The organism is Rothia similimucilaginosa (assembly GCF_029850875.1).
In the GTDB taxonomy this organism is placed as follows: Bacteria; Actinomycetota; Actinomycetes; order Actinomycetales; family Micrococcaceae; genus Rothia.
On record NZ_JAOVAM010000012.1, the window covers coordinates 1 to 12558 of the forward strand.

General features: G+C 57.8%; 10 protein-coding genes. All 10 read right to left on the reverse strand.

Annotated features, from left to right (window positions below; all coding sequences use genetic code 11):
* Nucleotides 1-99: 99 nt before the first annotated feature.
* Entirely contained in the window at nucleotides 100-2661 is a 2562-nt protein-coding gene (locus tag QFX05_RS08105; RefSeq protein ID WP_279742216.1) for an ATP-dependent Clp protease ATP-binding subunit, read from the reverse strand.
* 1034 nt (nucleotides 2662-3695) lie between these two features.
* Nucleotides 3696-4049, reverse strand: a complete 354-nt coding sequence (locus QFX05_RS08110) for a histone-like nucleoid-structuring protein Lsr2 (RefSeq protein ID WP_279742217.1) — start codon at nucleotides 4047-4049, stop codon at nucleotides 3696-3698.
* A gap of 691 nt (nucleotides 4050-4740) precedes the next feature.
* Nucleotides 4741-6324: a lysine--tRNA ligase gene (gene lysS, locus QFX05_RS08115; RefSeq protein ID WP_371567960.1), complete on the reverse strand. Its 1584-nt coding sequence runs from the start codon at nucleotides 6322-6324 to the stop codon at nucleotides 4741-4743.
* 52 nt (nucleotides 6325-6376) lie between these two features.
* On the reverse strand, nucleotides 6377-7324 hold the full coding sequence (gene panC / locus QFX05_RS08120; RefSeq protein ID WP_279742218.1) for a pantoate--beta-alanine ligase: 948 nt from the start codon (nucleotides 7322-7324) through the stop codon (nucleotides 6377-6379).
* On the reverse strand, nucleotides 7321-8283 hold the full coding sequence (locus QFX05_RS08125) for a Rossmann-like and DUF2520 domain-containing protein (protein WP_279742219.1): 963 nt from the start codon (nucleotides 8281-8283) through the stop codon (nucleotides 7321-7323). The genes panC and QFX05_RS08125 overlap by 4 nt, the downstream gene beginning before the upstream one ends.
* 93 nt (nucleotides 8284-8376) lie before the next feature.
* A complete protein-coding gene (locus tag QFX05_RS08130; protein WP_279742220.1) occupies nucleotides 8377-10248 on the reverse strand; it encodes a PH domain-containing protein in 1872 nt (623 codons plus the stop codon).
* Nucleotides 10248-10946: a PH domain-containing protein gene (locus QFX05_RS08135; RefSeq protein ID WP_279742221.1), complete on the reverse strand. Its 699-nt coding sequence runs from the start codon at nucleotides 10944-10946 to the stop codon at nucleotides 10248-10250. Before QFX05_RS08135 ends, QFX05_RS08130 begins: the two co-directional genes overlap by 1 nt.
* The gene (locus QFX05_RS08140) at nucleotides 10933-11451 is read right to left on the reverse strand and encodes a DUF3180 domain-containing protein (RefSeq protein ID WP_279742222.1); all 519 of its coding nucleotides are present in this window, start codon (nucleotides 11449-11451) and stop codon (nucleotides 10933-10935) included. Before QFX05_RS08140 ends, QFX05_RS08135 begins: the two co-directional genes overlap by 14 nt.
* A gap of 45 nt (nucleotides 11452-11496) precedes the next feature.
* Nucleotides 11497-12102 (reverse strand): 2-amino-4-hydroxy-6-hydroxymethyldihydropteridine diphosphokinase, encoded by a 606-nt coding sequence (gene folK / locus QFX05_RS08145; RefSeq protein ID WP_279742223.1) that lies wholly within the window; start codon nucleotides 12100-12102, stop codon nucleotides 11497-11499.
* Nucleotides 12102-12506, reverse strand: a complete 405-nt coding sequence (gene folB / locus QFX05_RS08150; protein WP_279742224.1) for a dihydroneopterin aldolase — start codon at nucleotides 12504-12506, stop codon at nucleotides 12102-12104. Before folB ends, folK begins: the two co-directional genes overlap by 1 nt.
* Between the last annotated feature and the right edge of the window lie 52 nt (nucleotides 12507-12558).

A 12558-nucleotide genomic window follows, 5' to 3' on the forward strand; every position in this document is an offset into this window, starting at 1 on the left:
TCCCCTTTCATAAAAAAAAACCGGAGGGGGGCGGGTAACCGGATAATTCCGGTACCGCCCCACAGTCGTTTAGTACGCTAGAACTTAGCTACACAGAGCCTAGTCCTCGTCCTGAATATCAGTTGCAGGTGCTTCAGCTGCAGGAGCGTCCGCTTCGTTCAGCTCCTGCACCGAATCCAGAGCCAGCTCCTTCATCGGCTGAGAAGAGAAAACGAACTTCGCGGAGTCGCCCTCGCCCTCAGCATCCACGGTGATTTTCTCACCGGGCTTGATCTCACCGAAGAGGATCTTCTCGGAGAGTGCATCCTCAATGTTGCGCTGCATCTCGCGGCGCAACGGGCGAGCACCCATGGACGGATCGTAACCCTTAGTGGCCATGAGAACCTTCGCAGCATTGGTCAGCTCAATAGACATATCCTGCTCCGCCAGACGCTTAGCCAGGCGACCCACGAACAGGTCCACAATCTGCAGAATCTCAGACTCGGAGAGCTGCGGGAAGACAATGATGTCGTCCACACGGTTGAGGAACTCGGGGCGGAAGTGTTCCTTGAGGTTCTCCATCACACGCGACTGCATACGCTCGTAGTCGGCGGTTGCGTCGTCCATCGCCTGGAAACCGACCGGGATGCGGCGGTTCACGTCACGCGATCCCAGATTGGTGGTCATGATGATGACGGTGTTCTTGAAGTCCACCACGCGACCCTGCGAGTCGGTCAGGCGACCGTCTTCCAGAATCTGCAGCAACGAGTTGAACAGGTCGGCGTGAGCCTTCTCCACTTCGTCGAACAGGACCACGGAGAAGGGCTTACGGCGGACCTTCTCGGTCAGCTGGCCGCCCTCATCGTAGCCGACGTAGCCGGGAGGCGCACCGAACAGACGGGAGACGGTGTGCTTCTCCTGGTACTCGGACATATCCAGGGTGATGAGCGAATCCTCATCGCCGAACAGGAACTCAGCAAGTGCCTTAGCAAGCTCGGTCTTACCCACACCGGTCGGGCCGGCGAAAATGAACGAACCACCAGGGCGGCGCGGGTCCTTCAGACCTGCGCGGGTACGACGGATAGCGCGGGACAGCGCCGCGATAGCGTGCTCCTGGCCGATGACGCGCTTGTGGAGCTCCTGCTCCATGGTCAACAGGCGGCTGGACTCTTCCTCGGTGATCTTGTAGACGGGAACACCGGTGGAAGCTGCCAGAACCTCAGAAATAACCTCGGGGGTCACGGTGCCGAATGCGTCGCCACCTTCGTGCCATGCCTTCTCGGCTTCTTCCTTCTCAGCCAGGACCTTCTGCTCCTGATCACGCAGGCTTGCAGCCTTCTCGTAATCCTGGGAGTTGATGGCGTCTTCCTTCTGCTGGCGCAACTTGGCAGCCTTCTCGTCGAGCAGCTTGATCTCCGGAGGTGCGGTCATGCGCTTGATGCGCAGACGTGCGCCCGCCTCGTCAATCAGATCGACAGCCTTATCCGGCAGGAAGCGGTCAGAGATGTAGCGTGCCGCAAGATTCACGGCAGTCTCGATTGCCTCGTCGGTAATGGTGACGCGGTGGTGTGCCTCGTACTTATCACGCACACCCTTGAGAATCTGCACGGCGAGCTCCTGAGAGGGCTCCTCAACCTGAATCGGCTGGAAGCGGCGCTCCAGGGCCGCGTCCTTCTCAATGTGCTTACGGTACTCGTCCAGGGTGGTTGCACCGATGGTCTGCAGTTCGCCTCGAGCCAGCATGGGCTTGAGGATGGAGGCAGCGTCAATCGCGCCCTCTGCGGCACCTGCACCGACGAGGGTGTGGATCTCATCGATGAACAGGATGATGTCACCGCGGGAGCGAATTTCCTTCAGGACCTTCTTCAGGCGCTCTTCGAAGTCACCGCGGTAGCGCGAACCTGCAACCAGGGAGCCGAGGTCCAGGGTGTACAGGTGCTTGTCCTTGAGGGTCTCGGGGACGTCACCGTGCACGATAGCCTGTGCCAGGCCCTCCACGACGGCGGTCTTACCGACGCCGGGCTCACCAATCAACACAGGGTTGTTCTTGGTACGGCGGGAGAGGACCTGCATGACACGTTCCATCTCCTTGTGGCGGCCGATGACCGGGTCCAGCTCGCCCTCACGTGCTGCCGCGGTGAGGTTGCGGCCGAACTGATCCAGGATGGTCGAACCCGCGGGAGTGCCTTCGCGAGAGTTACCTGCACCCACGCCGGCGGTTTCCTTATCACCGGAGTTGTTGCCGGGGTAGCCGGAAATCAGGTCCATCACAGCCTGGCGCACGGCTGCGGGTTCAGCGCCCAGCTTGACCAGCACCTGGTTTGCCACGCCCTCGTTGGCACGAACCATGCCCAGCAGGATGTGTTCGGTGCCGATGTAGCCATGGTTCAGCTGAATAGCCTCGCGCATGGACAGTTCGAGAACCTTCTTCGCGCGAGGGGTAAAGGGGATGTGGCCGTTAGGTGCCTGGGGGCCGGGGCCGACGATGTCCTGAACCTGTTCACGTACTGCGTTCAGGGTAACGCCCAATGATTCCAGGGCGCGGGCACCGATGCCTTCGCCCTCGTGAATCAGACCGAGCAGAAGGTGTTCGGTACCGATGTAGTTGTGGTTGAGCATGCGTGCCTCTTCCTGGGCAAGCACCACAACGCGCCGAGCTCGATCGGTAAAGCGTTCAAACATTTACGCACTCCTTGCATTTTCCTATTGATACAAGAGTACGTTGAGCGCGGCTGAAAGGGCGGGCTGATGGGCGTCTGTTCGCCATCAAGAGAACAGATGAGCTGTTCGAAGCGTTTTAGGCACGGTTTCGGGGCTTCTGGCGGGGTACGGGAGTGGTTTTGAGGGGGCTAGCTCACGCAGGTGGGCCTACCCTGCAGGTGGATGGGCACTGCCGGTCGGTGCTGACTGTTTTTGCCGGGGCTGCCTGTGCAGAGTGTGCGCATGCAGAGTGTGTGCATATTGCCATCGGATGTACTGCGGGCAGGTGGTACGGGTGGGTTCTGAGAGACCATGGTGCCGATACGAGGGTTTACTGAAGAGGTGAACGCACAATAACCCATATAGACCAACTCCCCAAACTGATTGTTTCCTGCAGGTGCATGAATATATTGCAGAAATTTTTAAAAATTTATACGCTTAAGTGAGAAATTTCAATAATTTGCAAAAAATACTTGCCGGACAACACGGTACTTATTTCCCAGACAATTCCCGCATGATTTCGGCACCACACCAAGAAATAATCCGTAATTTCCGAAAGTACCACCGAAGATGCAGGGTCCCTAATTATTCGAAAATTTCAGTCAGTACATTCCAGTCTCTTCAATGGAATACTCGACTCAGCGACAGCACAAATACTACAGAGCATACCCCCGCTTTGAAGAGGTGAATGCACCATTACCTTTAGTGTTCCTGCCGATACATGAAATCTAAATGGGGAGCCTGAACTCGACACCAGATTGGGTATCCGATTCCCTAGTCTTCCTCCTGATAATTCAGAAGCGGGCATGGGCAAAGGATCAATATGTTTTACATGTAAGTAGTAAATTAGGGTGGGTGATATAAAAACACCCCACCCTCCGCAGATATGCAACACATATCAAGAAATACCGGGGTACAACTAAAGGCGGATGGTCAGAAAACCAGCCGCCTTTAGCGTCCGGAGAATTAGAGCCCTAAAGCACCAAACCCTCCGACAGCGTGAATACTGAGAGCCTTTAGCCCTGAGCCTTCATTGCTTCGTAGTATGCGTCCTGAACATCCTGGTGGATGCGGCCACGGTCAGAAACCTTGTGGCCATTAGCCTTAGCCCACTCGCGGATTGCTGCGGTCTCAGGGTTGCGCTTAACCGGAGCAGCGGTGCCACGGGGAGCACGGCTGCGCTGAGTAGCGGCACCCTGCACGCGGCGGGACTTCGCTACGAAGGGGCGGATAGCGTCACGCAGGCGAGCTGCGTTTGCAGAGGACAGATCAATTTCGTAGTGAGCGCCGTCCAGGCCAAAACGGATAGTTTCGTCTGCGGGACCGCCATCGAGATCGTCTTCCAGGATGATGCGAACCTTCTGTGCCATTGAGGCGCCTCCTCATCTGTTACATATATCCTATGGGGTAAACCCAAAAACCTCTATCGGAATTGAGAAAATAGGGCGCCGGATATATTTATGTACTAATTTTCTTTCATATAGTAACAGAAATATATTAAAGATTCCGAAAATATTCTGAGCATTGAAACAATGGACCAATCACCCGCAGCGATATATCGCTTCTGCTTCCCCCCGTTAAATCTGCACTCACTACAAGAACATTAAAGTGAAGTTCAGAGTGCAAATACTTTGGAATCTTCCAGACAGCAGACACAGCCCTCAGAGACAAAGACACCTAATAATGCACCCCCTCATCCTTTGACAATCTGAGTGCAATATAGCGCCCGTACGAGCCTGCACATTAGATCATTCGCACCATACATTTCAACTCTATTCAAAAGCAAAATTCTGCCGCCTCCCATCCCTTCATTATTTTCTATGTAACACATTCATGTATATAAGCAGAAAACCCCACCAGAGTGAATGGAACAGCATAAATCAGCACCAGAATAAGCAAAAAATCACCCTAAAACTCCCCTGACCTGTGTAAATAAACAACAAACCCAACCCCAGAAGCTATACGCCGCGCAAAAGAACACACAGAAAACGGCGGGTGGCGCAGATACAACCGTATCCGCGGCACCCGCCGCTTTGACACCCTCACAGGTGAAGGGGAAGCTTAGGCCTCCGGCTTCATCAGGGGGAAGAGAATAGTCTCACGAATACCGGGCTGACGCACCACAGTACCCGGATGCTCCGGATCCTGGTCGCCCGCCAGCAGCATAATCAGACGGTCGATGCCCAAGCCCAGGCCACCCATCGGGGGTGCACCGTGCTCGAGGGCGCGCAGGAAGTCCTCATCCAGCTCCATCGCCTCATCATCACCGGCAGCAGCCAGCAGCGACTGAGCGGTCAGGCGCTCACGCTGAATGACCGGGTCAATCAGCTCGGAGAACGCGGTACCGCGCTCCATACCGCCAATAATCAGGTCCCATGCCTCGATCAGAGGCTCACCGGAACGGTGCGGACGAGCCAGCGGCTGAGCACTTGGCGGGTAATCGTACACGAAGGTCGGGTTCACCAGGGCCGGCTCAACAATCTCACCGAAAAGCTCGGTCACCAGCTTCTCAGCGTCCCACTTCGGGTCAATGTCCACCTCATGCTTCTCAGCAATCTCACGCAAAACGGATGCGTCAGTCTCCGGGGTAATCTCAACTCCCACAGCCTCGGACAGGCCCGGGTACACGCCAACCCACTTCCACTCACCGAACAGGTCAATGGTGCCGTTCTCGGTCTCAATACGCTCAGTGCCGACAGCCTTCGCGCAGCTCTGGATAATCTCCTTCATCCGCTCAGCCATCACAAACTGGTCAGCGTACGTCTCGTAGCACTCCAGGGTGGTGAACTCGGGGCTGTGGGTCGAGTCCACGCCCTCGTTACGGAACACGCGGCCAATCTCGTACACACGGTCAATACCACCAACCACTGCACGCTTAAGCGGCAATTCGGTTGCAATACGCATCGTCATCGGCTGGTCAAAAGCGTTCAGGTGAGTGCGGAACGGGCGAGCCGTCGCGCCACCGTGCACCAGCTGTAGAACGGGGGTCTCAACCTCAATGTAGCCGTGATCTTCCAGCACGCGGCGGACGGTACGGGTAATCAGGGCGCGCTTCTTCACCAACTCGCGAGCCTCCTCGCGAACCATCAGATCCAGGTAACGCTGGCGAACGCGGGTTTCCTCATTCAGGTCCTTGTGCAGAACCGGCATGGGGCGCAGCGCCTTCGACGCCATCTTCCAGTCGGTCACCATAATGGACAGCTCACCGCGGCGAGAAACAATCACGCGGCCGGTCACGAACACGTGGTCACCCAGGTCAACCAGGGACTTCCACTCAGACAGGGATTCCTCGCCAACCTCAGCCAGCGACAGCATCGCCTGGATGCGCTTGCCTTCGGTACCACCCTGCAGGGTCACAAAGCACAGCTTACCGGTGTTACGGACGAACACCACGCGGCCGCCAACATGCACCACACGGTCAGTCTCTTCCCCAGCCTTCAGCTCCTCAGCAGCCAGCTTCGGATCGTACTCGGCGCGCAGATCCTCAATGTGGTTGGGCTCCACGCGATTACCCTCAGAATCCAGCAGACCCACCGGGTATGCCTCGCGACCCGATTCGATCAGCTTCGCACGCTTCTCCAGGCGAATCTGCATCTGCTCGGACATATCAGCAATCGCCGGTGCGGCAGTGTGCTCAGTGCTCACAGTGATACCTATCTGTGTAGTGTGTTGGGGACTCTTCTAAACGAGCGAACGCTTAGCGCAGGTCCATGTTGTCAATCAGGCGGGTCGGGCCAACGTACGCAGCAACCAGTGCCAGCACTCGCTCCGACTCCTCAGTCGGCTCGCCGAAAGTCATCGGATCAACCAACTCTAAATAATCCAGGCGCACGCCGGGAGTGGAATTAATCCGCTCGCGCGCACCATCCAAGTCAATCTCGTGGAAACCACGGTTCAGTGAATTCTCACGCAGCATCGCCAAGGTGCGGGACAGCACGAGAGCAGACTCACGCTCCTCATCCGACAGGTAGCCGTTACGCGAAGACAACGCCAAACCGTTATCATCACGCACAATCACCACCGGGCGCATGGTCACGTCATGGTTGAAATCGCGCACCATACGCTGAATCAGGATGTACTGCTGAGCGTCCTTCTGCCCGAAGTACGCGTTCACCTGGTGGTTACCGGCCGCGGGGCGAATAATATTGAAGAACTTATTGACCACAGTCAGCACACCATCAAAGTGACCGGGACGGGTCGCACCCTCAAACTTAGTACCCAGCTCACCGCTCGAAATGCGGATGAGCGGGTCACCATCGGGGTACATCTCTTCAACCTCGGGGGCAAAAATAATGTCAACACCGGCAGCACCGGCCAGAGCAGCATCCGCTTCGAGAGTACGAGGGTACGCCTCGTAATCCTCGCCGGGGCCAAACTGCAGCGGGTTCACGAAAATGGAGGCGACCACTACATCATTCTGTTCAGCAGCACGACGCAACAGGGTTGCGTGGCCGTCGTGCAGGGCACCCATGGTGGGCACATAACCCAGCGTGGCGGTACGGTACTGAACATCAGTGCCATTCTGCTCTGCCTCCTGGCGGGCTACCCGGTCCAGTTCCTCCTGCGCTGCGGCAAGGGATTCGGTGATTACCGTACGGAAATCCGCAATGGTGGTCACAACTCGGGGCTTCGAAGTCTCAGTCATGACGAGAACTCCTTGTTTTCGGGGGTTGAATCATCAATATCGCCGGGCTGGTTGCATTCCGTAGAATCGCCCAGCAGATTTTTAATTCGTCCCAGTTGCTCATCGTTTAACAAACCTCTATTATGCGCCCTTTTTGCAGTTGCATGTGCCAGAGCGGCATAAGAGTCTGTAATATCACCTGTTTTTTCAGGCTCTGAATACTCATTCAGAGCCTGAAGGTGAGCCTTCACGGTACCGGCGTCTCCACGTGCCACGGGCCCGGTTAGAGCACCTTCACCGCTGGCGAGCGCATTATCCACGGCGGCTCGAACGAGCGGCCCCATATAGCGTGCCGGGTCCTCAATACCGATAGAGGCAAGCATCTGCTGGGACTGGCCCAAGATGGTCACGAGGTGGTTCGCGGCATGCGCTAAGGCTGCATGGTAGAGCGCTCGGTCAGCCTCGGCAACGTGCACGGGTTCGCCGCCCATTTCCACCACGAGTGCCTGAGCAATCGGGATGAACGGCGCGGGTCCGGTCACAGCGAAGCAGGTGCCGTTCAGACGCTGCAAATCCACGGACATGCCGGTGAACGTCATGGCGGGGTGAATCGCCAAACCGATAGCGCCCAGCGCGGTCGCCGGTGCGAGAAGCTCAGTGCCGTGACGGCCGGAGGTGTGCACCAGAATCTGACCAGCGGTGATACTTCCCAAGGACGCCAGGTAGGTGATAAGGCCCGGCAACTCGTCATCAGGAACAGCAAGAATCAGCAATTCGCTGCGCTCAGCAATCTGCTCCACCGGCAGCAACGGCACATCGGGAAGCAGCATCGCGGCGCGCTCCTGAGAAGCCTCAGACACCGCGTGAACACCCACAATAGTGTGCTCGCAGGCGCGCAAAGCTGCACCGAGGACGGCTCCGACCCTCCCGGCTGAAATAATTCCAATGCCCAAACGCGCAGGTTTTGAATGCTGTATCACGGCTTTAAGTATATTCTCCCTTGGCAACACCCCCTGCCGCCGGTACACAACAGGAGACCGGCGGTAGGGTGTGTTTGCAGTTTTAGTAGCGGGTTAACGCACACCGTACCCATTCGCGCCGGGCACATTCGCAGCAGGCGCAGAACCCAGCGCGGGTTCCGGTACTCGGTAGTAGGGCTCAATACCCTCCAGCCGAACCGTCATCAACCACACCAGGTTCTCGCAGACGCGTGGCGGCGAGTGCATCATGAGCGTACGCACCGGGCCGGGCACCGTACCGAAATGCACACTCGCGCATCCGAAGGCACGCTGCAGCGGGCCCTGACCCCAGCTTACGCTCAGCACACGGCTGACCGGAACAATCGACAGGGCACGGATAAAGTAGCCACCACGAATCAGCAGCAGGTCACCTCGCGTATGCTCACCAACACTCGAGCACGCCGCATCAGAATCAATGCAAGTGGTCGCCTGCACCGAACCGGCGGTGTAACCGACCGTGGTCACACCGTTACGCTTCCAGGTGAGCAGATCCATCCAGCGCGCCGAAGAGGGCGTCACAATCATTGCCGGAACCTGCGGCTTCTGACTCTTCAGCGAACTGTTGGCGGTATCCAGCAGCACCTGCGCCTGCACCTCATCTAGGGCGGGCAACAGCAGACGCAACACCATCACCGTCTCCTGCTTGTTGCCAACCGGTAGGGCAATATTGCGGGTCACCAGCTTCTGGTTTTCGTTCTTCTCAATACCAATACCGGCAATGGTCATCTTGATGCGGTACCAGCCAAACGCACGCCACAGGATGGGCTGCTCCACGACCAGCGCCTGAATACGCTCAACCATCACGTTCTGGGTGTGCGTGCCGGTGAAACCGTACCGCAGGGTTACACCACCCTGACCGCTGGGGGTGATTTTGAAGTTCGCGGCACCATCAAAACGTGTCCATAGGGCAACCACGTAACCGACCATAGGCGCGAAGGTACCGGGCAGTATCGCCATGAAAATGAGGAACGGGCTCTCACCCTCCAGCATTGCGGCTAAGACCGCAATGCCAACCATGAGGGCCACGGCGGGCACCAGCCACACCAGGTGCTCCAGTATGATAGAGCCAATCAGACGCACATTCGAGATGCGAAAAATCGGCGGCTGTGAGAGGTCGGCTGCGACCGGCATTGGCATACGACCGCGAGCGCCGCGGCGAGATGCTGAGGGATGCTGAGGTACAGACTGCTCGGGTGCAAACTGGTCGGGTGCGGGCTGCTGGAATCCCTGCTGAGACACTACCTGCTGGGTGCTGTCCTGCACGGGCGCACCATAGGACGCCTCGAACGGCTGGTGCATCTGATCCGCATCCAGTATACGCTCCGTTGAAATCTGCATGCTATCGGACGACACGTCGACCGGGCGGCCAGCCGCCTCCGAACGCAGCAGGTTAATACTCGCCATCGCGGTGCGGCGCAGAACCTCCGCCTTACGGGCTGAAACGTACTTGATGTGCAGCGCCTCCGAAGAGCCGTCAGCCACCTCAAAACGTAGCTCCGACAGACCCAGCAGACGAGTCACCAGAGGACGCGAAATGTCCACGCTCTGCACGCTCTCCAGACGAATCGTGCGGTTCTTCTTGAACAGAAAACCGCTGCGGCGGTGAATCGCCAAATCGTCCAGGCTATAGCGAGTAAACCACCAGTCAATCGAGCCAGCAGCCAGAATCAGCAGGAGCACGGCAAAGCCGATGAGCTGCGAGTACGTCGTGCTGAAATAGCTGCTGTTCTCGTCAAATGCCTGCGTCAGGCGCGCGCCCCACTCGTTCGGCGGGGTGGTCAGAATATTCAGGATAATGCTCTGGAAGAAGCCGAACGCCAGCAGAATAATAAACCAGAGGTTCATAATGAACGTGCGGATATCGGCACGCCACCACTTCTGATCCTGAGAGTTCGGAGCGTTATTATTCGGAACCGGGGTACTCATTAGAGTGCCGCCATTCGCTCATCGGCGCGGCGCACTAAATCCGCACGCAGCTCCTCCGCCACGTTCAGCGGAATACCAAACAGCACCATCGTGCCGGTGGTCGTGCCCGCGGTGCGCACCGTCAGGCGGGCAACACCGCACATGCGCTCCAGCGGGCCCGAATCCACATCAACATACTGGATGCGACCGTACGGCATGGAGCTCATCGAACGGAACATGATACCGCGGCGAGCCATCAGGTGATTAGACTCCAGCGCGTAGCTGAGCGCGCGAGTACGGCGCGGAGTGGTCAGGATCCACCACAGACCCCACAGGCCAAACACCCCAATCACAGCCAGACCGATAATGCGCAGTACCTCCGGGCCGCCGAAGAACGCACCCGCACAGTACATGGCAACACCCGCAAGAATCGGGAACGCCAAAGCAGAAATGGTGTGAACAAAGCGAACTGTCAGGTAGCGGGAAGCTGCGGGCACCCATTGCGGCTCCGGTACGGATTGCGCGGGAACTGGCTGAGATGCGTTCGGGTACGAGGCTGCGGACGGAACCTGCTGACCGTACTCTGTTTGCTGTCCATACGGGGTACCATGCTGACCATAGGGCTGCTGATACTGCCCGTTCTGCCCATAGGGGCCCTGCTGGGCGTCCTGCCCGTACTGGCCATTCGGCGAATAACTATTCTGGTTAGGAGCCGACATAGGTTCCTCCCTCTCGCGGCTTTACGGCACCGGACGAGGAGGCCACATCCTCATCATCACCCGGCGGAATACGACAACAATGCTGAGCCCACAGGCCAGCAATCAGCAAGGCAACACTGCCCACACAATTAACAAGAACCTCCCAAAAGACCACCGAAAAACCGCGCGTAGACACCATCGCCAAATGGTAGCCAAGAATCGCGCCACACCAGCCCGCCAACAGGGCACCGGTCATAATGGACCCCTGCGCATACGCCACCGCACGCGCCGCAAGAATCGGGCCCATATGCGGTGCCTTCTCACGCGTCTGAATACGACGATAACGAGCCACCTGCACACCCAGCCACACGGCACCCGCCGCAACCAGCAGGCACACCGCGCCAAGCATCCACGAAAAATTCAGCTCTCCAAAACCGGCGCCAATCATCACGGAATTCACCATAAGAGCGACAGCGGCAGCGCACACCGCCGCTACAATAATCGCCCAATAGCTCAGGGGCTTCATGGTGTTTCCTTTCGGTAGGTTCCTCTACCTTCCAGGGTGCCATATTTAAGGCTGATCAGGTACCTGCATCTCACGCATATAGCTAATAGCGTCTTCATCCGCCTCAATCGGCGTACGGGACAGCTCTACAACGTTCACGACCTCGCGGCTCAGCGGTGCAGGAACCTCATCCGCACGCTCCCCCGAAGGCTTCGCACGATGCGTCACCGTCAAGCGTGCCTGCGGGTCCATCTGCGCCCACGGTACCAGCACAAAAGCACGCTCCTGCGCCCGCGGATGCGGCAGAGTCAGCACCGGATCCTCAGAGATCATGCCATCATAGTCAATCACGTCAATATCGAGGGTACGTGGGCCCCAACGCACCAGGCGCTCACGGTGATACGCCGCCTCCACCGCGTTACACAGCTTCAGCAGCTCGTAGGCCCCCAGGTCAGTGGTCACCTCAATGACCGCGTTCACGAAATCCGGCTGACCCGCTGGACCACCCACCGGGGCGGTACGGTACAGCCCGGAGGCGCGCACCAGCTGCACACCACTCGCCACCAGGTCGGCGATGGCACGCTCTAGGGTATCTTCGCTTTCGCCCAGGTTCGAGCCCAACGCCAACACCGCACGGTGCTTCTGTATACCTAGTTTCTGGGTGCCCGCCATTAACGGACGCCTTCACCGGCGACACGCTCACGGAACACGCTCACCGCTACGCACCCAAATGGCACCTCAATGGGCGCCTGCGGCTTAGAAACCTTGATTTCCACCGCGTCAATACGCTCAAAATCAGCCAAAATACCCTCGGCAATGTTCATGGCAAGGGTCTCAATCAAATCCAGCGAGCCGGTGGTAATCTCGCGGTTGATAAGCTCCGCTACCAGCGCGTAGTTCGTAGTCTTCGTCAGGTCATCGGTGGCAGCTGCGGCAGAAAAATTACTGTACAGGGTCGCGTCCACGACGAAGGGCTGGCCGTCGCGCTTCTCAAAGTCGAGCACGCCGTGGTAGCCCTTGGCGGTAATGCCGGTAAGAGTGATACGGTCGTGGCGTGCGTAATCTGCCTGGGTCATTGGGGTCTCCTAGAAAGTATTTGGGGCGTTGGGTTGGCGAGCAGCTAACGGT

Excerpts from the sequence above, each read along its gene's own strand:
- QFX05_RS08105 (WP_279742216.1), bottom strand. The coding sequence starts at position 2,661 with ATGTTTGAACGCTTTACCGATCGAGCTCGGCGCGTTGTGGTGCTTGCC.
- QFX05_RS08110 (WP_279742217.1), bottom strand. The coding sequence starts at position 4,049 with ATGGCACAGAAGGTTCGCATCATCCTGGAAGACGATCTCGATGGCGGT.
- panC (WP_279742218.1), bottom strand. The coding sequence starts at position 7,324 with ATGACTGAGACTTCGAAGCCCCGAGTTGTGACCACCATTGCGGATTTC.
- QFX05_RS08130 (WP_279742220.1), bottom strand. The coding sequence starts at position 10,248 with ATGAGTACCCCGGTTCCGAATAATAACGCTCCGAACTCTCAGGATCAG.
- QFX05_RS08135 (WP_279742221.1), bottom strand. The coding sequence starts at position 10,946 with ATGTCGGCTCCTAACCAGAATAGTTATTCGCCGAATGGCCAGTACGGG.
- QFX05_RS08140 (WP_279742222.1), bottom strand. The coding sequence starts at position 11,451 with ATGAAGCCCCTGAGCTATTGGGCGATTATTGTAGCGGCGGTGTGCGCT.
- folK (WP_279742223.1), bottom strand. The coding sequence starts at position 12,102 with ATGGCGGGCACCCAGAAACTAGGTATACAGAAGCACCGTGCGGTGTTG.
- folB (WP_279742224.1), bottom strand. The coding sequence starts at position 12,506 with ATGACCCAGGCAGATTACGCACGCCACGACCGTATCACTCTTACCGGC.